This window comes from Chitinophaga sp. XS-30, assembly GCF_008086345.1.
GTDB lineage: Bacteria > Bacteroidota > Bacteroidia > Chitinophagales > Chitinophagaceae > Chitinophaga.
The window spans coordinates 366,959-390,403 of record NZ_CP043006.1 but is presented as its reverse complement, the minus strand read 5'-3'; the positions used below and the strand labels follow the sequence as shown (position 1 = coordinate 390,403).

Here is a 23,445-nt window from a genome sequence, read left to right as displayed (position 1 = left end):
AGACTGATCCCCTTACCATTCTGTTATCCTGCACTGTCAACTGTCTGCAATCGTTGATGTTTTTTTTATGAAAATACTAACTGCACACCCTGGCTTGTTCAAGGACGATCACCTCGTTGATAGTCATATATCTTTTGTACCCTTTATCCGGTTCATGAAGGAAAAGGCCGCTTCGGCGCAAGGCGCCAGGGCCAGCTATTTTTCCGAGATCGTCAGGCATTTTGAAAGCAATCCCGCACTTCAGCAACCGCTGAAAGAGGATATCGATATCACGCAGTACCAGGAGTACCTGGACTTGCTGACGGCCACCGTTTTCCCGGTGACGATGGATGATTCGAAAGACATCTTCGGCATCGGCGTGCCATACCGTTTCGCCATTTTTTATTATTCAGAACGTTTCGCGAAGATATTTTCCGATAACGGCGCTGAACTGATGGCGGTACCGAAAGGCATTTCGGAGGAAAAGGTGAAGCGTGACAAACTGAGCTGGCTCTACAAACTGATCCTGGAACGATGGTATGGCGTCAGCGTCAATTACGATTCGGCACTGGTGCACAGCATTGATAATGCTGATACCGGCCTGCGCAAATACATCAAGGTAAATATCGATGCCCGTTTTGTAGATGTGAAGCTGAAAGGCAGCCTTCCGCCGCTGAACTGCGACAATCTCTGCATCAGCAATTTTCGTGAGCAGAACCTGGGAGACCTGGAGGCCATCCTGCCGCTGGCCAATTTTGAACTGGAAGGTTTCGTGATCTGGACGATAGAAGACGTTACGCAGGAACATGTGGTGACCGGTATGAAGAACCTGGTGCTGAATGTCCGCAAACACAATGAGCAGATCAGCTACACGATGGCGCGGGAGTACCTCCGCACGCTGTCCGGCCGCCCGGATGTGAATATCCACCTGATGCCCTTCCTCAAGGTGAACAACAAGCATGTGATGGAAAGCGCCTACACCTCCCAGAGCATTGTTTTCGCCAATGCCCGCAACGATGCGGAGCGTGCTACGCTGAATGAACAATTGCTGCAATACCTGCATGCTCATCCGGAACCGCTGGTGATCGAAGAAGTGACGAGGGAATCGGTGGAATTGTACCCCTTCCTGAAATACCTGCCGCTGCATGGTGTCAACAGCTTCATTTTGCTGGCCATCAAGCATGAGGATAATATTCTCGGCATCCTGGAAATGGCGGCTACCTCCGGGGACCGCCTCGGCTGGGAAATGCTGGCCGTGCTGCAACCCGCTTATGCCGTTGGCTCACTGCTGCTGCGCCGCAGCATAGAGCTGCACAAGGAAAGGATCAGCGAAGTGATCAAGGACCAGTTTACCGCCCTGCAGCCTGCGGTGGAATGGAAGTTCATGGAAGCCGCCTGGGAATATCTGCACACGCCGAAGGCGCAGCAGAAAGATATCGGCAACATTCTGTTTGAAGATGTATATCCTTTATACGGTGCGGTAGATATCCGCAATTCTTCCATCGAGCGCGGTTCCGCCATCCGGGATGACCTGAAGGAACAACTGGAGCTGATCCGCTACACCTTTCAGCAATTGAACGGAGATATGCACCTTCCTTTGCTGGAAGAATTGCAGTTCAAGAATAACCGCCTGCTGGAAGGGCTGCAGGATACGCTTTTCGCGGAAGATGAAGTGCGTATCAATGAGTTCCTGGACTACGAGGTTGCGCCGACCTTCCGGCATATCTACGAAAGCCGGCCGGAGCTGAAACCCTTGCTGAACGGGTATTTTGAGAAGATAGACCAGACCTCGGGGCATGTGTACCATCATCGCCGCGAATATGAAGAAAGCCTGCAGCAGATCAACTCCGCCATCAATGCTTACCTGGAAAGGGAAAAGGAAGAGTTGCAAAAATCCTATCCCTGCTATTTCGAAAAATATCGTACTGACGGTGTGGAATACAATATCTACATCGGCCAATCGATAGCGCCGGAACGCAAGTTTGATGTGTTGTACCTGCGTAATCTCCGCCTGTGGCAGCTTTCATCAATGGCCAATATTGCGCGCATCACGCATCAGCTGGTGCCGCATCTGAATATTCCCCTGCAGACCACACAGCTGTTGCTGGCACACAGCAATCCCATTGCCATCAGTTTCCGTAAAGTTGAAAGGCGTTTTGATGTGGAAGGTGCATACAACATCCGTTATGAGATCATGAAAAAACGGATCGATAAAGTGCGTATCCGCAATACAAATGAAAGGCTTACACAGCCGGGGAAGATCGCCATTGTATATTCCTATGTGCGGGAAGCGGAAGAATACAGCAAATACATAGAATTCCTGCAGAACAAAAAGATCATTCTGCCGGATGTGGAAATGCTGGACCTGGAAGAGGTGCAGGGCATCAGCGGGCTGAAAGCCCTGCGCATGAGCGTGAACCTGGAAGAGCAGCCGCAGTCGCCGGTGATCATTTAAAACCTGAACCCAAACGTCACATAAGGCAATGTTTCTTCCGGGGAATGCCCCACCACGGCCGTGATCACCAGCATGTTCACCGGTGATACATACAAGCCACCACCAAACCCGTTATGCCATTGGCGGGAGCTTTCGCCGTCCATCCATACCCGGCCTACATCGTTGAATGCGATCAGCCCTACAGAGCCGGGCAGCAGGTAAGATGTGAACTCAAACAACCGGGCGCGTATCTCGATATTGTTGTACACCATGCTGTTCCCGGCAAAGCGATGATTGCGGTATCCACGCAGGTTGGCCGTTCCGCCGAGCGTCAGTGCCTGGAAGAACTCGTGCCTGCCCCAGGTAACACCGCCGCCGAAACGGGTGACCAGTACGGCCTTCGCGGGCAACCCGAAAGAGGCGTAAATGCTCAGGTCGGTGCGCAGCTGCGTATAGTCGTGAGAGAAACCTGTGAGGCCTTTGTTACCCTGGATGGAAGTGTTCCATAACAGCCCGCGTGTGGGAATGATCGTATTATCCCTTGTATCTATATTCAAACCGGCGCGCAGCCCCACATGCAGCTTGTTGCGAAAGATGGAAGCAGAATCGATATGGTTGATATCGTAATCGGTGAGATAACGGCCTTCATTCTCTTCTTCCGTGAGGCTGACAATGGTAACAGACGGGCCGAAAGTAGTTGTGATATTTTGCGCCAGTGTACTGCGGAGCGCTGTTTCAAGACTGAATACATTGAAGCGGCTGCGGTAGTAGCGTATGGGCGGATCGGATATCTGTTTGCTGAACGATGTTTCGTTACCGAAGCCGAAGAAGTTCATGGTATTGTGCGGCGCTCTTGCGAGGGCATTCACCAGCAGGTCAGACCGGCCGAAAACATCCGTGAACTCCCCGGCATATTTGAAACTGAAGGCTTTGGTGGCCAGGGCATGTATGCCGGTGAATGTGTGCTTTTCCGCAAAAGGCTCCTTTCTGAAGCTGTTGCCGGTATATTGCAGGCCCAGGCCCAGCAGCAGGCCGTCATCCAGGTTGAAGCCGCCAGCGGCCATAGGCATCAGTTTGTTGTACTTGAATTCCTGCCGGTTGTAGGCAATGTTCTCCGGGCGGGAGGACAGCCGGAGTTTTGTCCGCCGGTCCACCGCAAAGCTGTCTTTCCCGTTCTTCAGGTCGTAGATGAGCAAACGTTTACCGCTGGGGCCGGAGCTTTGGTCCACATACGTATCCTGCTCCCTGCCGCCGATCAGCCGGAGGCGGATGGGGCTGGCGCCGCTGCCCTGCACGCGGAATTCATCATCCCCGCCGAGACCGAACACGCGCACTTCCTTCGTTACAGCCGGGTCGAAAGTTCTGCTGTATAACGTTTGTTCCAGTTTACCCTTTTTGCTGATCTTCTGCGCCGTTACCTGTATGCGGCCTTCCGGCATATGGGTGATGGTGAACAGCTCATTTTTTTCCGAGCCGGTAACGGTCACTGCTTTGGAGATGAAGCGGTAGTATTCCAGGGCATCTTCTTCCAGGTAGTTGCGGCGTGATTTGAGGGTATGCAGCATGCGGGGGCCAACCTGGCTGCGGATGGTATCGGGCAGCTGGTGAATGGCATGTTCGATCACACTGTCTGTTACCGCCTTGGAAAAATCGCTTGCGCCTGCGCGCCAGGCCGGTTCATCCAGTTCGTTCAGGAAACTGCGGTCCTGGAACCTGGCACTGAATGCCCAGGTGTTGATATTGGGCGTGCGGGGGCGGAAGCCCTGTATCTTGGGCATTATCCAGGAGCGCGCGGCAATTCGCGGCAGCAGGCCTTCATTGATGAAGAATGCCTGATCCCGGTCCCGGGGAATGGGAAAGAAAACCTTTGTTTTATCCTTGCCTTTTTCCGCATACCAGCGCCACTGGTCCTCATGCCGGTCCCAGTCCGCTATGAGTATATCCAGCAGCCTTGCCCGCAGAAAAGAAGGCTGGTCCACCGAGTTATCATTATCCGCTTCCAGTTCTTCCAGTACTTTGAAGGTGTTGTAAGTCTTATTGGCGGTCACGGGCTCCCGTTCTTCCAGCAGGTACACGTCATTGGCAAAGTCTTTCCGGTAAATGCCCAGGGATGTATCATCCGGGAGGTACACGAAAGCGGGATTGGTGTGCGGCACGCCTGTAGCTTCCGCGAGGGCGGACACTGCAACGGGAGCGTAGGGGTTGGCCGCGGAGATCTGGTCCTGCACCACTTCTTTGGCGATGGTTTCCCGCAGGGCCTGGGGAATGGCGGTGGCCGGCCATTTGCGCAAGGTGCGCAATACCCATTCATTGCCTTTGCTGTCTTCCAGCCGGAGGGAGCGTGTTTGCATGCCGCCGCCCCGTTTGATGATCTTCAGCCCGCCCTTGGCCGTATCCAGGTCTATCACCGGGAAGGTCAGTGGTGTGGCCCACACTTCGCGGTAGTTATTGCCGAGTATCTTCCGGTGCAGCTTTCCTGCTTTTGTGTATTGGGTATCTGCGGGCATGGTAACGTATTCCGGCCGCGGCATGGCCGCCAGTTGCCGTTCCAGCTTTGCGGTGTACTGCTGCATGTTCAGCAGCGTTTGCGTGTACATTGGCGTAGCATCCGCATCGTTATAGAAACTCACATTCACTGCGCCGTTGCGGAGGATATCTATCGTGGTGAAGCCGTTGCGGCGGCTGGTGAAGAGCGCCTTGCTGCCTTTCTTTACCCTGCTGTCTTTTACGCCTGCGCCGCTGACGATGTAGTGGCGGTCTTTATCTTTAATGAGTTGCAGCGTATGGTCGTGCCCCGCGGTGAAGACCACCGGTGTTCCCTGTGGTATGGCTTCTTCCAGACCTTTTACCAGCCTGCGGTACAGCGGGTGGGGAAGGTCTTCCCGGGTGCCGAATACGCCGCGTACCAGCGGATAAACGGAACCGATAACAGGCATCGGTACGTAAAGGGAAGGATGTACCTCGGTCAGCGGGAAAATATGTTGCTTGAGGGTGTAATAGCCGCCATGTATGCTGTAGCTGCGCAGCGGATGGTGCATGGCCATGACCACCAGTTTGCCGGGGTTCAGGGCTACGATATCGCTCACGGCGGACAGCACATCGTCTTCTGTTTTACATTCGCAGCCGGATTCGAGACCGGGCTTTTCGCCGGGGTACAGCCACCATTCACTGTCCATCACAATGAGGATGGCATTGTCACCGATGGGGATGACGGTGGGATCAGGACAACCGTCTTTCGGCAGGAACCGCAGGTTCGGTAGCTTCAGGGAATCGATGTAGCGCTGCTGGTTGCGGACCACCTGCCATCCGTCCGGGCGGTGTTTGGACCAGTCGTGGTTCCCCGGGATGAAAATGCCTTCTGCCGTTGTGCCCCGGAGGAGACCGGCCTGGTAATCCAGTATTTCCTTCGCCAGCGGATACCGCGGCGATGCCCTGTCCGGCAACCCCAACGGATACACGTTATCACCCAGGAAAAGTATGGTATTGCTGCCCTGGTGAACGTTCATGAATTTTCTCACGGCGTCCACCGTAGGGTTAACACCCTGATGCACTTCCCCCGCATCCCCGATAAGGATAATGCGTTGTTTCACACTGTCCGTCTGGGCCAGCGCAGCGGATGTGATAAACAGGGTGACAAGAAGCAGGCAGGTCTTTCGTTGCATGAATTATGGTTGATAGCTGAATTTGAGAATATCGGCGGTGTATTCCTCATCGCCCTCGTTGGAAATATACATATCACCGTTCGGTGCGAAAGTGATGCCTTCCGGTTGATTGAAATGCCTCGGGTCCAGGAAGTGGGATTCCTGCACATTTCCCTGCAGATCTGCTATGACCAGCAGCCTGTTGACGGAAGCCATGATGTAAAGCCGTTTTTCAACGGGGTGGATGGCTGCGGCGGAAGGGCGGAAATGTTTGGAATGGGACGCTTCCAGCTTGTCGATATTCTCAGCCCTGAACTGGTATGCCGGTTCGGGAGCATACCGCATGCTGTCCATCGCAAACGCATATACGCTCGTTGTACCCTGCCCTTTATCATCTTCACAGTTCTTGCATATAATGAAAGTCTTGTTTTGCCCGGGATCATAGTAAGCCGCTTCAAATTCGTTCTTTTTGCCTTTCGGAAAATGATAATCGACAGATTCCGTAGTATCTGTAAAGAGATGTAAAACATGATAAATGACGCCATTACTTTTGAGCACCAGCCAGTCTTTGCCGGTGAACACCAGTTCCTCATAGTCCCCGCCCTTGCCGAATTTCCAGGAGGGATAGGCGGATCTGGCCCGCAGGTTGATGCGAAAGAGTTTTCCCTGTTCATCATTCATCGCCATAAAATGCGTCTCATCGCGGTAGTACACCAGTCCTGATATTTCCTGCATGGATTCCCGTACCCTGAACCTTTTGGGGTTTTCCAGCTGGTAGCCTTTGGGAGAAGAGAGCGGCCTCTCCTGGTCCCGGTCGCCAAGGGCCTGGCAGGAAAGCAGCAGCGTGAGCAGGCAGTAGCATTGGATACCTTTCATTGCTGATTCTTTAGTTCGTAAAATTAAAGCAAAAAATGCCGTAATTTGGAATTGAATTCTTTCTCAGTAAATCAACATGATGTCATGGAAATAAGTTCAGTGATCGCTGCTGCGCAGTCCTATGTAACCCAGTTATTCAATCAGCACCCTGACCCGGTATTGGTCTATCACAACCTGGCGCATACCAGGCAGGTGGTGCAGGCGGCGGAGCAGATATCTTCCTATTACCGGCTGACGGACAATGATCAGCTGGTGGTGATGCTGGCGGTGTGGTTCCATGATGTAGGATATGTGCTCGGCAAGCGGAAGGAGCATGAGCAGGCCGGTGCAGATGCTGCCCGCAACTTCATTGGCATGCAGCAATTGCCTGATAATGTGGCGGATGCTGTGGCCGGCTGCATCCTTGCCACCCGCATTCCGCAGGAGCCTGCCAATCTGCTGGAGCAGATCGTTTGCGATTCGGACCTGTTCCATCTTGGCAGCAAGGATTACCGGAAGCGGGACAAGCTGTTGCACGCGGAAACGGAGCTGGCTACAGGAAGGAATATTTCCGGGATAGAATGGACGCGTACCAGCATTATGTTCCTGGAAGTGCATAAATACCATACCGCATATTGCCAGACCTTGCTGAAACAGCAGAAAGAGGAGAACCTGGAACGCCTGCGCTCGAAACTTGAAAAGAAGCAAAGCGAGAGCTTGCAGGAAGCTGCGGAGAAGGAAGCCAGGCCGGAGAAAAAAGAGAAAAAGAAAGCGGAGAAAGGGCCGAAGGAGGAGAAGGAAGAAAAGGAGGAAAAGGTCCGCCGCCCGGACAGAGGCGTGGAAACCATGTTCCGCACCACTTCCGTCAATCATATCCGCCTCAGCTCCATGGCTGATTCCAAAGCCAATATCATGATATCGGTGAACGCGATCATCATTTCCGTGCTGCTATCCGTGCTGCTGCGCAAACTGGAAGATTATCCGCATTATATCATCCCGGCTATCATCTTCCTGGTCACCGGAGTGACCACCATTGTGTTTTCTGTGCTGGCCACCCGCCCGAATGTGACCAGCGGCCGCTTTACGGACCTGGATATACGAAGCAAAAAAGCCAACCTGCTGTTTTTCGGCAACTTCCACCAGATGAGCTACCAGGAATATGAAGAAGGCATGGAAACGATCATGGCGAACGGGGAATACCTGTACAGCAACATGATCCACGATATTTACAATCTCGGCGTGGTGCTGGGCCGGAAATACCGGCTGCTCCGCTTCGCTTACAATACTTTTATGTTCGGCATCATAGCGTCTGTACTGGCGTTTGTGATCGCTGCCGTATTTTTCCCGGTAAAAGGATAACCATTGCAAACTGTATTATTTGACCGGGACCTGAGCTGGCTGTCATTCAACTACCGCGTGTTGCAGATGGCGGCAGACGAGAAGGTGCCCCTGTATGAGCGTGTCCGTTTTTTGTCGATCTTCTCTTCCAACCTGGATGAGTTCTTCCGTGTGCGCATGCCCGCCCTGCTGGCCCTTCGTCAGTTGAAAGAGGAAGCGCAGCCAGGCATATTGCCGGCGGTGCAGCAGGAAATATCACGGCAGCTGAATGTATTCGGACAAACCTTTTCGCAGCAGGTTTTGCCTGCGCTTCGCCATGAAGGCATATATCTTTACCACAATGAACCGGTTCGGGAAGAGCATCATGCTGCTATCCGCGATCATTTCCGTTTTACGGTTTCCGGTTTCCTGCAGCCGGTGCCGCTGCGGCTGGAGAAACCGGTAGAGATGTTCCTGGAAAACAATGCGCTTTACCTCGTTGTCAGTTTTGCGGACGGGCAGCATGCCATCGTGAATGTGCCGTCCCAGGCACTGCCGCGCTTTCTCAGCCTGCCGGACCAGCATATTGTTTTCCTGGATGATGTGATCCGCCATTTTCTGCCCCTGTTATTCCCCGGAAGACAGGTCACCGGTTGTTATGCCATCAAGATCACCCGTGACGCGGAGATAGACGTGGATGAATTCAGCGGCCATCTCCTGCAGAAAGTGGAGAATATGCTCGTGAAAAGGGAGTTGGGCCTGCCCACCCGCTTTTTATACGATGCGGCCATGCCGGAGGCGCTGCGGGACAGTCTGGCCGCCTATTTCCGGATCGCGCCGAACGAAATGGTGGCCGGCGGCCGGTATCATCATCTGAGGGACCTGGCGGACCTGCCGATGCCGGTACGCAATCCCGCCTGCGTATATCCGAAGCAGCAACCCGCGCGCGTAAACGCACTTGAAGGAGAAACCTCCCTGCTGGACACCATTCTCGAGCAGGATGTGCTGCTGCATGTGCCCTATCAGCAATACGATTATATCCTGCAATACTTCAATGAAGCCGCTGTTGATCCTGACGTGCAGGAGATCTACGTGACGCTGTACCGCGTGGCTTCCGGCTCCCGTATCGTCAATGCCCTGATCAGCGCCGCGAGGAACGGCAAACAGGTAACGGTAATGGTGGAGTTGAAGGCCCGTTTCGATGAAGCCAATAATGTGCGCTGGGCCAAACGGATGAAAGAGGCCGGTGTGAAAATACTGTACAGCATACCCGGCCTGAAGGTGCATGCCAAAGTAGCGCTGGTGAAGCGCCGCAGAGGATACCGCTACGATCACATCGGCCTGATGGCCACCGGTAATTTCAATGAAAGCACCGCGCGTTTCTATACTGATCATGTGCTGCTCACTGCCCATACCGGCATGACGCAGGAACTGGAATTATTGTTCATCTATATGCAGACCGGCCTGCCGCCCACGCGTTACCAGTTCATGCACTTTGAGCATTTGCTGGTAGCACAGTTCAACCTGGTGGACCGGTTCACTGCACTTATCCGCCGCGAAGCGGAGAACGCACGCGCAGGACTGCCTGCCCGCATCATCGTGAAACTCAATAATCTCCAGGAAAAAACGATGATCACGGAACTGTATGCCGCTGCTGAAGCAGGTGTGGAAATAGACCTGATCGCAAGGAGCATCTGTTGCCTGGCGCCGCAGAAAGGTATCCGCATCCGCAGGATCGTAGACCGCTACCTGGAGCATGCAAGGGTGTTCATCTTTCACAATAATGGTGAAGAAGAAGTGTACATGGGCTCTGCGGACTGGATGAACCGTAATCTCCATCGCCGGATAGAGGTCTGTTTCCCGATATACGATGCACAGTACAGCAAACAGGTAAAAGATATTATCGGCTTGCAGCTTGCAGATAACACAAATGCCGTAATATTGGATAGTGAAATCCGCAACATACCGGTAGAAAAGCAGGCCGGAGAAGCGGAGGTGAATGCGCAGCAGGCGATACAGGCATATGTACACACCATCTAACAACCCGGTAATTTGAGCACAACACCCGAACAGACGGACCGTTTTATCCGGCTGGTGAACAGCCGCCTGAAGTTCTCTTTGTACCTGCTCTGGAAGCTGCCTTCCGCGTGGCTGGCGGGTGTACGGGTGCAGGAGATGGACGCACAGCGTTGCGTTATCCGGGTGCCTTATCGCTGGCTTTCCCAGAACCCTTTCCGCTCTACTTATTTCGCCTGCCTGGCGATGGCTGCTGAAATGAGCACCGGCCTGTTGTCGATGGCATATGCCGGTCCGCGTGTATCCATGCTGGTTACAGGCATGGAAGGCATTTTCCTGAAGAAGGCCGTCAGCATCACATGGTTTACCTGTGATGAAGGCGAGCGGATAAAAGCAGCGATACAGACGGCGCTGGATACCGGCGGCTCATCCGCGGTTACCATAGCGGTAACGGGCAAATCGGCAGAAGGAACGGAGATCGCCACGTTCAGGATAACCTGGAGCTATAAAGCGAAAAACTGATTGAATATGAAGATTGCATTTCATGGGGCTGCGAGGACCGTTACAGGGTCCAAGCATCTGATCACATTGAAGAATGGTAAAAAGATCCTGCTGGATTGCGGGATGTTTCAGGGCATGGGCAAGGAAACGCTGACCCTGAACAAGGAATTCGGTTTTGATGCAACGGAGATAGATATCATGATCCTGTCCCATGCGCATATCGATCATTCCGGCCTGGTGCCGCGCCTGGTAAAGCTGGGCTACGACGGAACGATCTATTGCACGCCGGCCTCCCGGGACCTTACGGAGATATTGCTGCTCGATTCCGCCGAGATACAGGAAGATGATGTGCGCTACGTGAACAAAAAAAATGCCCGTGAAGGGAAACCATATGTAGAGCCGTTGTACAAGGTGGATGATGCCAAACGCGCCATCGACCGCTTGCATCCTGTGCCATACAACAAATGGCACCGGATCGATGATGATGTGGAAGTGCTGTTCACGGATGCCGGGCATATCATTGGCAGCGCCTGTGTGCATCTGCGCATCCGGGAGAGCGGGAAAACGCAGCAGATCACTTTCAGCGGCGATATCGGCCGTTACGGCGATCCTATCCTCAAGTCACCCGAAGTATTCCCGCAGGCGGATTACATCATCATGGAATCTACCTACGGCAGCACCCTGCATACTGATCTGGCGCCAACAGATGGCGCTATCCTGCAATACATACACAACACCTGCATCGTAAAAAAAGGCAAACTGATCATTCCTGCATTCAGCGTAGGCCGTACACAGGAGATCCTGTATGCGCTCAACCGCGCGCAACTGGAAGGGAAACTGCCCCAGGTGGATATTTTCATTGACAGCCCGCTTTCCCTGGAAGCTACGCAGGTCACCCGCATGCATCCGGAATGTTTCAACCGCAAAGTGGCGAAGATGTTGGAAGTAGACGATGATCCGTTCGAATTTCCGGGCCTGCGGTACATCAAGACGGTGGAGCAATCCAAAATGCTCAACTTCCGCAAGGAGCCCTGCGTGATCATCTCCGCATCGGGCATGGCGGAAGCCGGGCGTGTGAAACATCATATACGGAACAACATCGGTGGCTGGGAGAACACGATCCTGATCGTGGGGTATTGCGAACCGCAGTCCCTCGGCGGCCGGCTGATGCGCGGCGCCAAGGAAGTATCCATCTACGGCGAACGTTTTGAAGTAAAGGCGGAGGTAGGCATGATCCGTTCCATGAGCGCACACGGTGATTATGAGGATATGAGCCAGTGGCTTGCCTGCCAGGACCCTAAAGCCATAAAGAAACTCTTCCTCGTGCATGGGGAATATGAGGTGCAGACCGTGTTTAAGGACTGGCTGCTGAAGAAGGGTTTTGCGGATATAGAGATTCCGGAACGCCATGCGGAGATCGGACTGGGCTAATCCTCTTCCAGCGGGAACCACAGGTTGACGCGGGTACCGCGCGCCTGCCCTGCCTCATCGTACAGGTCTTCAATATCAAATGACGCATCCATATTGAACCGGCTGTTGTAGAGCTGCAGCCGGTCTTTCGTGATCTGCAGCCCCCTCGAAACATGGCTGGGGTGGCTTTGCATTTTCAGGGCTGTTGCAGCTGTCCGGCCAATACCATTGTCTTCCACGATGCAATGTATCCTGTTCTCTTTCCGGATAAACTCTATGGTCAGCAAGCCACGGTCTGTTTTGTGCAGCAGGCCGTGCCAGATGGCATTTTCTATGAAGGGTTGTATCACCATGGCGGGGACCTCCACAAAATCGCTGTCCAGCGCCGGATCGATAATGATCCGGTAATCGAACTGATCTGCCAGCCGCAGTTTTTCCAGCTCCATATAATTTTCCAGCATACCGGTTTCCCGGGTGATGGAGATGTTGTTGAGCTGTGAGTTGTCCAGCACATTACGGATCAGGCGGGCGAAGCGGCTGAGGTAGGACAAAGCCTGTTCCGTTTCATTCTTCATCATGAAGGTCTGGATGGAATTGAGCGAATTGAAGATGAAGTGCGGGTTCATCTGTGCGCGCAGCGCTTTCATTTCCAGCTGGGCCAGCTCTTCCCGGATGGCGGCCCGGCCTTTTTCTTCTTTTTTGACGAGATATACGCGGAAGCGGAAGTATCCATAAACGAGTGCAAGCACGGCGAGAATGCATAAGGCCTTGAACCACCAGGTCTGCCAGAACGAAGGCCGGATAAGGATATGCAGGGTCGTAGTGTGACGGGAGAACACGCCGGCCATGTTCATGCTTTTCACGCGGAATGTATATTCTCCCGGCGGCAGGTTGGTATAACGCGCCATCCGCAGATCTTCCGTGGGCAGCCAGTCTGCATCAACGCCCACGAGCCGGTAATAGTAGCGTGTTTTGATATCGTGGTATTGCAGCGATTTGAATGCTATGCTGATGAAATTCTGTTCGTGAGACAGGACGAGCGGTTGCCCGGTGTCCACCACCGAGTCTACGATAATGGATTGTTCCAGTACCTTGAAGTCGGTGATCGTTACATTGGGAGGCGGGGGTTTAGGCTGCAGCCGGTCGATGGAGAATGCCGTTACATGGTCCGATGCGCCTACGAGCATCCATCCGTCCGGCATGGTGGCGATGTTCCTTCTTACCCTGCGGTGATTGTCTATAATATCATCATTCTGAATGAAAGCGATCAGGCGGCGTTTGGTGCCGGACAGGCGGTAGAAGCCGTAGGGCGTGGTGATCCATACATCCTGTCCCCCTGCCGGATGCATGCTCAGTACCCAGTCATCGAAAGGGCTTTCATTGATCAGCTGTGCCTGCCAGGTGTTTTGCAGCAGGTTGTAGAAATAGAGCCCCTTGCTTGTACCGGCCAGCAGGGTACTGTCGTTGTAGCGCAGCAGGCTGGTAATGTTGTTGACAGGTTCTTCCCCGCAACGGAATATGATCTGTCTGTCAACCTGCCCGTTCGATTTGCGGAACCGCAGCAATCCGCCGTTGCTGGCCGCCAGCCATAATACCGAATCTCCCTGCGGCACAATGCCCATAATGGACGTGCTGTTCCGGATGAACTGGAAGAGTTGCGGGAAAGTGCGCACCTGGTCGTTCTCCGGGTTCCAGTTAACGAGCCCGTTGTTATACAGGCCTGCCCAGACGGAGGTATCCGTTTCGGGTAACATGGCCAGCACGGCCTCGTCTTCGAATGCCGGTGGATGGTGATGGGAGAAGCTGTTTTTTTGCGGATCATAGCGGGAGATGTACCCGTTTTCCTGCCCGATGAGCACATGGCCGCTGCGTTGCTCTGCAAAGCTCCATGCCTGCGCGCGTTCGTCAGGCAGGCGGGGGTAGTAGGCCCGGAGGTGCAGGCGCGGATCGAGCCGGGCAATGCCCGCGCCCCAGTATCCGATATATACGTCACCGTTAGCTGTACTGAAAACGCCGGTAACCTCCGCCTGCGGCAGCCGTTGTGCCGTACCGGGAAATCGGGCCCGATGGTCCAGCCGCGTAAATGACTGATTATGCAGGCTGGTGATATTGACGCCGAGGTCCGTGCCTACCCACATATGGCCGTCACGGTCGTTGAGCAGGCAATTGGTTTCATAGTTGAAATGCAGGCCCAGGGCGTCTTCCCTGTTGCCCGGAATATGCAGGCTAAAGCTGTCCGAGGCATTGCTGTGACGATACAGCCCCTCATGTTCCATGGCCACCCAGATGTTCCCGTGCTGGTCCGCGGCGATATCATACACCTGGTCGTTGCCGTTGTTTCCCTGAGTGGGAAAGCGATAGGTGCGCAGGCGGTTGGTGGCGGGATGCCAGGCGCAGAGGTCATTTTCCCCGCGTGTGGCAATCCACATCCTGTTTTCCCGGTCTTTGAAGATCTTCTTGGCGCTGGCGCGGATGTTCAGTGCGGAAATGCCGGTGGGATTGTTAGCGTAACCGGATATTGTTTTACGGTCTTTACCGAGGATATACAGGCCATATTTCCCGCTGATCCACAACCGGCCGGCGCCGTCCTCCGCAATGCCGCTGTTCATTTCGGTGCGGATGCTGTCCGGTATGCCTGGCGGTTTCCGGAACACCTGCCGGGCTTCGTCCAGTTGAATAAGGCCGTTCCGCGTGGTGGCCCATACGGTTCCCTGGCCGTCCTGCACGATAGTGTGGCAATTGATGTTCCCGGCGGTCCGCAGCCCGGCTTCCAGCGGCACGTCCTTTACATGCGCAGTCAGTGGGTCGAAGTACCGGATATCCTCCGGTGTGCCCATCCAGATGCGGCCCTGCCGATCTTCATGCAGCGCGATATCATTGTAATAAATGGAACCCGGCAGCCGGTCGAACTGCGCTATGGTAACGAGCTGTTTGCCGTCGTAGCGTTGGAGCGCCGTGCTGGCGATCCAGATAAACCCTTTCCTGTCCTGCAGAATAGCCGATACATGGTTGCCGGAGAGGCCCTCCCCGATGGTAAGATGATGGAACGTAGGCGTATTATGCTCCTGCGCAACGGCAGGCAGGCAAAATACCAATGCTGTAAGGAAACCGTAAATCTTCAACAAGCTCATTCCAGGTGTAAGGGCAGCCGTTTTATTTTGCCACCTTCAGTTGATAGGCAGTAACCGTGTTCCCGAAGAAGGTCGGCACATATACGATCCGTTTTTTTGGATCATACCCGATGTCTGCCGTCTGCAGCTTTTGTGCCTGCGTATCCAGCAATTTGACAGCAGTGCCGGCCTTGGCATCTACATAGAACATTTCGCCCTGCCAGCACGAAACTACGAATTCATCTCCTTTAACATGCTCGATGCCATCCGGAGATTTGGCGATCTTCGCCAGTTCTGTCAGTTTTTTATTTTTTCCGACGCGGTGCAAACCACCGTTCGTGAGCACCAGCAAGCCGCGGGGGCGATAAAGCAGTCCGTTAGGGCTACCCAGGTTTTCCAGCATCAGCGAGATGGCGCCCTTGTTGTAGGTGTACACTCTTTTCAATTTTGAATCGGAAACGTACACTATGCCTTTAGGGTCTACGGTAACATCGTTCAGGTTTTCCGCGCCTTCGAATTTTTCCCGTTTGATGATGCTGCCGCTGCTGACATCGATCAGGATCAGTTCATCCATATCGGCCACATACAATGTTTCCCCATAAATGCCCATGCCTTTCGGGGAATTGAGGCCGTCCACCCATTTCAGCATGGTGATCTTTCCGTCCGGCGTCATCTTTGAAATAAACCCGTTGCCGTCTTTTGCCCAGGGCGTACCGTCTATATTGGCGACAAATAAAATGTTCTCTTTGGCGTAAAAGTACACGGATTCCGGTACCCGGAGCGTAGTGTCCGAGGTCCATATCTTTTCGAGGGTGGCCTGCTGGGCGGTGCTGCGCATGAATGGCCATGCCGCGCACACCAGGCAAAGGATGAGGGTTTTTGCTTTCATAACTGGTAGTGATTAGGTAATAAAAGTGACAAAAAGTTATGCATTTGACTGAAAGACAGTTGTTTTGAAGCAACAACAGTAACAGTGCGCATGCACCACCTAAGCAGCAATTTCGTTAAATTCTGCCGGATATGCAAAGGTCTGTACGGCAAAGATGGTGTTGAGGGGCTGACGGAAGAGGATTAATTGAAGATTGAATATATTTGGGCTTATTCTACATGCTGCAAATGAGAACCTTACTTATCCTTCACTTATTGGTCATTCTGACAATTAATAGTTCCCTGGCTCAGAATGATCAACTTGAGATTCAGTTGAAAAACCAGGATTCTCTTGAGATTCGAACGAAAGACCAATTGTTGAAACTGATATCATCCTATGATATTAAAAGGTGGATTTTTACAAGAAAGATAATAATAGAAAGCGGGTATCGCGTAATTCCGCATAGTCACCCTGTTCTTACGCTCAACACGCGCCATTTGAGAGACGACGACCTGTTATTGTCGACATTTATTCATGAACAGCTCCATTGGTTCGTAAGTGATCATCAATCGAAAGAGGACGTGCTTGGCCAATTAAAATCAATGTACCCGCACCCTAAGATCAATTTTCCTGATGGTAGCGGAGGCGAAACGGATACCTATTTTCATATTCTTATTTGTTACCTGGAGCATAAAGCGCTGAAGGAACTTCTTGGAGAATTGAGGGCATACCAGATAATTAGTTTCTGGCAACAGGATCATTATCGGTGGATATACACGATTGTACTTGATGATCAACGCGGACTAGAGGGGTTGGTAAGGAAGTATGATCTATCACCCTGAAAATATTTCCATAGAACATCCTGTGCGGCCGGCTAAATAGACACCGTCACCCGGTAGTGGGTGGCGCCGGAGAAGCCGCAAGCTGTGACGCGCCATTGAGGTATTTTTCCAGCACATGCTGCAGGGCCCCGAACTCAACAGGTTTGATAACATATTCATCGGCGCCTTCCCGCAGGAAGCCGCTGGCTGTTTCGGTGAAGGCATCCCCTGATGCCACGATCACCGGAATATGCTGCAGCTGAGGGTCCTGCCGGATATGAAAGAGCGTTTCCTTCCCGTTCATCCGCGGCATGTAGGAATCGAGAATAATGAGGTCCGGCGGCTGCGAACGCGCCGCCGCCAGCCCTTCTACCCCATTGTCCGCCGTTCGCACGGCAATGCCCAGGCTATTAAGGAAGTTGCGCAGGATCACCTGGCTCATCTTGTCGTCTTCGATCAGTAATACCGCTTTGCCGGAGAAATGCACCGGCGCCTCACTCTTGTGCGGCGGTTGCGCCCTGATGCCGCTGGTGTCTGACATGGGGAGCCATACGGTGAACGTAGTGCCTTTACCCTCCGTTGATTCCACCGTGATGTTGCCGTTCATCAGTTCCGCAAAGTGTTTGGAGATATACAATCCAAGCCCCGTGCCCTCCGAAAAGGTGCTGCGTTCCCGCACAAAAGGCTGAAAGATGTTCTGCAGCTTTTCTTTTTCTATGCCGCTTCCCTCGTCCGTTACGCTGATGTACCAATAGTCGTTCTTTACGCCACTGTGCACACGGATCAGGCTGTGAGGCCGTGTAAAATGAATGGCGTTCGTCAGCAGGTTGCTGATGATCTGTGAAAGCTTGATCTCGTCCGTATAAGCAAAATCCGGCAGGGATTCATCGAAGCTCAGCGCTATATGCGCGGACTTTGCATTGGCCACATATTCATAGATGCCTGTAAAATTGTGCACGCGCTGCCGGATCGCCATTTCCTTGCGATGCAGCTCATCGGTTTGCCCGGCTTCTATGCGGGAAAGTTCCAGCACATTATTGATGATGCCTTTTACATTAAAGCTGGCTACATACAGGTTATCGATCAAGGGTTTCAGGGATGCGGGTATTTCCCCGTCATCTTCCTCCATTTTCATCAGTTGCACGATGCCGAAAATGGCGTTCAGCGGATTGCGGATCTCATGGCTGGTCTCCTGCAGGAAGTTGCGCCTGGAGAGATTGGCTTTTTCCAGTTTTTCCGATTGCTCTTTCAATGCATTGACGAGTGAACGGCTTTTCCTTTTGTTCAGCAATATCGCCATCGTATTCATGATCAGGATAAAGAGAATGCAGTTCCAGCGGATAATGGAAAGGATGTGATGTTCCAGTGCCAGGGGGGTGAACCATGCGTTGTAATAACTGACCTCGATGAATATGAGCGCGGCCGATGTGGTGATGGCGCAGATGAGAATGGATGATCGTTTTTTATACAGGAGGAAGGCCGCGCAGATCATGAAGATCAGGGCGGATACGATCTCGGATCCCGGCCCCAGCAATATGGCATAGTAGCTGGCCCATATCGCCTGGTACACGAGCATGAACACACTGGCGGATTCATGTTTCCCTTTTTTGTTCAGCCAGATAATGAGCAGGAAACACGCGGCGCCAACGGTGGCGGGAATGAGTATCTGCAGTTTGGCGGTGAGGGCATAGAACAACAGTCCCATGATCATGGCAAGGGAGGCGATCGTCAGGCCGAGGGAATTGATGATGATGATCCGCAACTGCTGGTCGTCATCTTTTCCCGCAGTGCCTGCATGTACGAGACGGGCAATTGGGGACGGTAGTTTCATGTTAACAGTCTTTCACAAACGTTTTTTTCGGGGCTTCGTGACGGTGTAAATGTAAGGCATTCGCATATGCGCACAAAAACATTAACAGAGCAAACTAGTTTGCAGCGAGGAGCGTGTCAGCGGATCAGTGTTGCGGTACCGGTGCTGAAGAAATCCAGCCCGAGATAATCCACTGCTTTTACCTGCCAGACGTACACGCCGCTGGACTGCGGCACGCCGTTGATGCGGCCATCCCAGCCCACGCCGTTCTGCCGGCTGGTGAACACCAGCTGCCCCCAGCGGTTGTATATCATGAAGTACTGTATTTCCTGCATGCCTGCTGCGATGGGCCTGAGCTGGTCGTTGATGCCGTCTCCGTTAGGCGTCCATGCTGTTGGCACAAATACGGTGGGAAGTGTGCTGTAGACCTTTACGTTGAGGAATGCGGAATCCGCGCATCCTGCTGTGTTTTGCACCAGCACTTTGTAGCGGATGCCGCGGTTGGGGGACGAGTATGTTGCTATGGGGTCCGGGATAGTCAAGGCCGACAGGCCGAGCGGGGGCGACCAGGTGTATTGTGTGCCTCCGCTGGCGTTCAGTTGCAGCGGCTGCCCGATGACCACGGCGGTATCTCGTCCGGCAAAGGCTGCTATTTCCGGGAGCACGGTCACCACGGCAGTGTCTCTGGTGGGTTTGGGGCATCCGCGGTTATCGTATGCAGAAAAGATGTAAGTGGTGGTTTCCGTTGGATATACCACGGTGTTCAGTCCCGCATCGATAATATCCCAGGAATAGGCATTGCCGTTGGTAGTGGCGTGCAGTTGTGCCGGAGTGCCAAAACAGATGGTGGTATCCGGCCCGGCTGCAGCCAGCGGATAGGGTACCGTGCGTACCGTAACCTGGTCCGTTGCCGAGCAGTTGCTGATGGTGGCGGTAACGGTGTACACGGTGGTATTGACGGTGGTGGCCAGCGGTTCGCGGGAGGAAGGATCATCCAGGCTGGCAGCCGGCCCCCAGGTGTACAGCAGCCCGTCCGAAACCGGCCGCAGCCGGATAGGGTCGCCCTGGCAGATAGTCGTGTCCGCCGGGGCAGACAGGGTAACGTGACCGACTGTACGGATCATGACGGAATCGCGGTTCAGGCATCCGTCCTGATCCAGGTCCACATAATATTTTGTATCGCTGACAGGTGAAACGAGGGGGCTGGCACTATTGCCGCCGGTGATGTTCACGGCAGGGGACCAGGTGAATGTGCCGGTGCCGGTGGCTTGCAGCTGCAACTGGTCCGGCGGGCAGATGAGCGTATCCCGGAAGGCCAGGCCAATCGGCGGTTTATCCAGGATATCCAGCGGGTTGACGATGGTATCTCTGCAGCCCACGCTGTTGCCGGTGATAAGGCGCACCTGTTTGCGGCCCATGGTGGGGTAGCTGAATGCGGGGTTTCGGTCGGAAGAGCGGTCCGTTTGCAGAGAAGGCTCTCCGAAGTCCCAGTCCCAATAGTTGACCGTGCCATGCGCCGTGGTGGTCTGGTCCGTAAAAATGACCGGTCTGTTGATGCAGGCCCCCACTACGGAGAAGCCCGGTTCAAAACCCGGGAATACGATGGCTTTGGCAGTGGTGGAATCCGGGCATTGCAACCCGCGGTTGGTCGTAAGCTTGATATCGTACACGCCCGGCACTGCGAAGGTATGGTCGGCCACCGGGTTGCCGGAATTGAATACTACGGCTCCTGCGCTGTTGGTGAACTCCCAGTTCCAGGTGGAGATCAGGGGGCTGTTGGATTGATTGGCCACCACCAGCTGCTGCGAATTTCCGCAAAGCATGTATTCCGGCTGCAGGGATGCGGCGGCGATGGTGCAGCCGGTGATATTGATCTGCAGGTCTTTGCGCTGGGTAGCTATCGCCACGCCGTCCCTGATCTCCTGCACGCAAACCGTCACTACGTAAATGCCTACACCGGGCGCAATACCGGAAATGAGGCCTGTTGCGGGATCGATGTTCACCCGTCCCCCCAATGGCCTGTCTCCCGAGAATCCGCTGCCGTAAGGCACACCATAATACGGTGGCGCCGCCGGTGGCGCGCTGTTATTGCCACCACCACCTCCTCCGCCACCGCCTCCGGGGTTGTTGGCCACATACCCGATGGTCTGGTAGGCATCACAGAAATAGTAACGCAGCTCATCCCCGTTATTATCCTGGGCCGCAAAGCTGTAAGTAAAGCTGTTCTCCGCGCAGATGGTCACCAGGTCCGTACCTACGAACCTGGCGCTGTTATTGTCCACAGCCGGCGTACCGGGGATCTCCGCCGTATAGGTCGCCCCGATCCGGTCGTAATTATTTGCGAGGTTATTGATCGCGTCCACGCGGAAAGTTACCTGGGAGGTGAGGATATATCCATCCGGCGAATCCGGCAACGAGATATCGAAATCCCAGTAACCCACGTAGTAGCATACAAAAGGCGCGCGCGTAATGCAGGGGTCGTTGCTGGTGGTGCTGATCTGCTCTTCATAGCGCAGCGGTACCTGTATGTCGCGGATGCGTTCTCCCGTAACACGATTGAATATGCCGATGTACGTAGGGTTGCTGAACTGGCGGTTAGCTGTAGCACAGCTGCGGAATTGCTTCAGGGTTACACGATAGTTGTGCATGCCGCCGGAAGAGCCCGTATAAGTATAATACATCTCCCCGCCGGTAATGTGATCGGCTTTTGCCGCCAGGGCAGCGCCCAGCAATATGAGCAGCAGGAAGTGCTTCATACAGATGATTAAATCCTTTGTCTGATATACGAATACGACAGTCGGTTAGTTGCTCCGGGGCATGCAGTCAGGTTGATGATCTTGTGTAAATGTAATGATCCTTCACATACGCCGGTAACATGTCAGGAAGAAAATTCAGATACCGTTTATGTATAATATAATGTAAGTTGATTATAACACTGATTGTGTTTCCGGCAGCAATACGTGGAAAGTGGCGCCCTGCCCTGCGCCGGAGTAAGCGAAGATGTTTCCCTGGTGGTTCAGCGCGATCTTTTTGCAGAGGGCCAGCCCGATGCCTGTTCCGGAGTATTCGTTTTTGGTGTGCAGGCGCTGGAAGATGGTGAAGATCTGTTCCGCATAACGCTGATCGAAGCCTATGCCATTATCGGAAAATTCCAGCCGCTGGTAAGAGAGTTGATGGTTAAGCCCTTCGAAGTTCGCCACCTGTGCCGCCGACAGGGGACGTACAGTTATCATGATCTCGGGTCTCGGGCTGTTATTGAATTTCAGGGAGTTGCTGAGCAAATTGGTAAAGAGCTGCGTGATCTGCAGGGGATTGGCCTGAATATCCGGCAGGGTTTCACAGCGTACTACGGCATTTTTTTCCTGTATCAGCAGCTCAAAATCGTTCATGACGTTTTGCATCAGCGTGTTGAGATCTATTGTTTTGAAAGTGTTGCCGGCAGCGGAGAGCCGGGAGTAGTAGAGCATGTCGTTGATCAGCTTCCGCATTCTGCCCGCGGCATCACCGATCTTATGGAGGTATTTGCGGGAGTCTTCGTCAACAAGGTTATTATCCAGCTTGTTCTCCAGCAAAGCGGTGAATGTGCGGATCTTCCGCAGAGGTTCCTGCATATCATGGCTGGCGATGAAGGCAAATTGTTCCAGGTCGCTGTTGGAACGTTTGAGGTTATAGTTCGCATGCCGCAGGTCAGACGTTCTTTCTTCCACATGTTTCTCCAGTTGCAGTTCCGTTTCACGAAGATTTTTTTCAACCGCTTTCAGTTCCGCATATTTCTTTTCCGCTTCCGCGCTTTTCCTGCGCGCTTTTACTTCTTCCGTTACTTCACTGGATACCATGATCACGCCTTCAATCTGCCCTTCCGCATCACGCAGCGGTTCATATAAAAAATTGAAAGTACCTTCTTTCGTCTCAAACTCCCGGCCGTAGCATAGCTTACCCGTTTTGAGTACCGTGGTGAGTAATGGTTCCACAGCAGTTTTGATCTCCGGCAGTATCTCAAACAGCGGTTCTTTCCTGATCTGTTGTTCCGTTACCTGCATCAGTTTCAGGTATTTATCGTTGACCGTTTCCACAATAAAATCCGGACCTTTCAGGATAGCAATACCTACAGGGGCCTGCTTTACGATATTGCGGAATTTCTTTTCCGCGGTTTCTATTTTTTGCCGCGCCTTTACTTTTTCCGTGGTTTCGTGGCAGATGACGAGCACCCCTCCGATTTCCCCGTTATCATCCCTGACGGGGGAATAGCTGAAGGTCCAGTACACATCTTCGAGTCTTCCGTCCCGGTAAATGGGGATCAGCTGATCCTCCCTCCAGATGGAGCCGCCCTCCCATACTTCTTTGATGAGCGGTTTGATTACCGGCCATGTTTCCGGCCAGCAGTCTTCTCCCCGCTGACCGACAGCCACAGGGTGTTTGCCGTTCATGCCCAGGCTGGGACGGTACGCATCGTTATAAAACTGGATCATTTCTTTTCCCCACCAGAGGAACATGGGAAAGCGGGAGTTCAATATGATGCTCACTGTTGTACGCAGGCTCTGGGGCCATTGCTCAGGAGGGCCTGCAGGGGTTGAGGCCCAGTCGAATGACCGGATCATCGCTCCTAGTTCACCTCCGCCTTCGAGGAATTTATGGGTAACGGTATGGACAGTATGGCCGATGTTTTCTAACAAAGTTGGTAGG

12 protein-coding genes are annotated in these 23,445 nt (G+C 53.4%); 5 read left to right on the top strand and 7 right to left on the bottom strand.

Translation table 11 applies throughout. The features are described from left to right. The first annotated feature begins 67 nt into the window (after nucleotides 1-67). The gene (locus FW415_RS01535) at nucleotides 68-2,434 is read left to right on the top strand and encodes a hypothetical protein (RefSeq protein ID WP_148382548.1); all 2,367 of its coding nucleotides are present in this window, start codon (nucleotides 68-70) and stop codon (nucleotides 2,432-2,434) included. Here the strand turns inward: FW415_RS01535 and FW415_RS01530 are convergent. Further along, nucleotides 2,431-6,075, bottom strand: a complete 3,645-nt coding sequence (locus tag FW415_RS01530) for a BamA/TamA family outer membrane protein (protein WP_148382547.1) — start codon at nucleotides 6,073-6,075, stop codon at nucleotides 2,431-2,433. The genes FW415_RS01535 and FW415_RS01530 overlap by 4 nt on opposite strands. 3 nt (nucleotides 6,076-6,078) lie before the next feature. Beyond that, nucleotides 6,079-6,930, bottom strand: a complete 852-nt coding sequence (locus tag FW415_RS01525; protein ID WP_148382546.1) for an SdiA-regulated domain-containing protein — start codon at nucleotides 6,928-6,930, stop codon at nucleotides 6,079-6,081. Nucleotides 6,931-7,014: 84 nt separating this feature from the next. Between FW415_RS01525 and FW415_RS01520 the strand changes: the two genes are divergently transcribed. Genes FW415_RS01520 through FW415_RS01505 form a run of 4 tightly spaced genes read left to right on the top strand, consistent with a single transcriptional unit; the run spans nucleotide 7,015 to nucleotide 12,174 of the window. After that, the gene (locus tag FW415_RS01520; RefSeq protein WP_148382545.1) at nucleotides 7,015-8,268 is read left to right on the top strand and encodes a Pycsar system effector family protein; all 1,254 of its coding nucleotides are present in this window, start codon (nucleotides 7,015-7,017) and stop codon (nucleotides 8,266-8,268) included. Between the two features lie 3 nt (nucleotides 8,269-8,271). Next, nucleotides 8,272-10,266 (top strand): polyphosphate kinase 1, encoded by a 1,995-nt coding sequence (gene ppk1, locus FW415_RS01515; RefSeq protein WP_148382544.1) that lies wholly within the window; start codon nucleotides 8,272-8,274, stop codon nucleotides 10,264-10,266. A 12-nt stretch (nucleotides 10,267-10,278) separates the two neighbouring features. Then, nucleotides 10,279-10,764, top strand: coding sequence for a DUF4442 domain-containing protein (locus tag FW415_RS01510; RefSeq protein WP_148382543.1), 486 nt, complete (start codon nucleotides 10,279-10,281; stop codon nucleotides 10,762-10,764). Nucleotides 10,765-10,770: 6 nt separating this feature from the next. After that, nucleotides 10,771-12,174 carry an MBL fold metallo-hydrolase gene (locus tag FW415_RS01505; RefSeq protein WP_148382542.1) on the top strand — a complete coding sequence of 468 codons (1,404 nt, stop codon included), beginning with the start codon at nucleotides 10,771-10,773 and terminating at the stop codon, nucleotides 12,172-12,174. On the opposite strand, the gene FW415_RS01500 is transcribed toward FW415_RS01505, so the two are convergent. From FW415_RS01500 to FW415_RS01480, 5 genes are all read right to left on the bottom strand, one after another. Next, complete coding sequence (locus FW415_RS01500; RefSeq protein WP_168208622.1) at nucleotides 12,171-15,278, bottom strand: sensor histidine kinase; 3,108 nt, start codon at nucleotides 15,276-15,278, stop codon at nucleotides 12,171-12,173. The genes FW415_RS01505 and FW415_RS01500 overlap by 4 nt on opposite strands. Before the next feature lie 28 nt (nucleotides 15,279-15,306). Then, the gene (locus tag FW415_RS01495; protein WP_246858876.1) at nucleotides 15,307-16,152 is read right to left on the bottom strand and encodes an ATP/GTP-binding protein; all 846 of its coding nucleotides are present in this window, start codon (nucleotides 16,150-16,152) and stop codon (nucleotides 15,307-15,309) included. Between the two features lie 867 nt (nucleotides 16,153-17,019). Then, complete coding sequence (locus tag FW415_RS01490) at nucleotides 17,020-18,783, bottom strand: ATP-binding protein (protein WP_148382540.1); 1,764 nt, start codon at nucleotides 18,781-18,783, stop codon at nucleotides 17,020-17,022. Between the two features lie 116 nt (nucleotides 18,784-18,899). Next, nucleotides 18,900-21,518 carry a gliding motility-associated C-terminal domain-containing protein gene (locus FW415_RS01485; RefSeq protein ID WP_148382539.1) on the bottom strand — a complete coding sequence of 873 codons (2,619 nt, stop codon included), beginning with the start codon at nucleotides 21,516-21,518 and terminating at the stop codon, nucleotides 18,900-18,902. A 171-nt stretch (nucleotides 21,519-21,689) separates the two neighbouring features. Further along, nucleotides 21,690-23,435 carry a PAS domain-containing protein gene (locus FW415_RS01480; RefSeq protein WP_210420807.1) on the bottom strand — a complete coding sequence of 582 codons (1,746 nt, stop codon included), beginning with the start codon at nucleotides 23,433-23,435 and terminating at the stop codon, nucleotides 21,690-21,692. Nucleotides 23,436-23,445 lie beyond the last annotated feature (10 nt).

What these genes read in the sequence shown, in the direction of transcription:
- FW415_RS01535 (WP_148382548.1), top strand. Translation starts at nt 68, where the DNA reads ATGAAAATACTAACTGCACACCCTGGCTTGTTCAAGGACGATCACCTC.
- FW415_RS01530 (WP_148382547.1), bottom strand. Translation starts at nt 6,075, where the DNA reads ATGCAACGAAAGACCTGCCTGCTTCTTGTCACCCTGTTTATCACATCC.
- FW415_RS01525 (WP_148382546.1), bottom strand. Translation starts at nt 6,930, where the DNA reads ATGAAAGGTATCCAATGCTACTGCCTGCTCACGCTGCTGCTTTCCTGC.
- FW415_RS01520 (WP_148382545.1), top strand. Translation starts at nt 7,015, where the DNA reads ATGGAAATAAGTTCAGTGATCGCTGCTGCGCAGTCCTATGTAACCCAG.
- FW415_RS01505 (WP_148382542.1), top strand. Translation starts at nt 10,771, where the DNA reads ATGAAGATTGCATTTCATGGGGCTGCGAGGACCGTTACAGGGTCCAAG.
- FW415_RS01495 (WP_246858876.1), bottom strand. Translation starts at nt 16,152, where the DNA reads ATGAAAGCAAAAACCCTCATCCTTTGCCTGGTGTGCGCGGCATGGCCA.
- FW415_RS01490 (WP_148382540.1), bottom strand. Translation starts at nt 18,783, where the DNA reads ATGAAACTACCGTCCCCAATTGCCCGTCTCGTACATGCAGGCACTGCG.
- FW415_RS01485 (WP_148382539.1), bottom strand. Translation starts at nt 21,518, where the DNA reads ATGAAGCACTTCCTGCTGCTCATATTGCTGGGCGCTGCCCTGGCGGCA.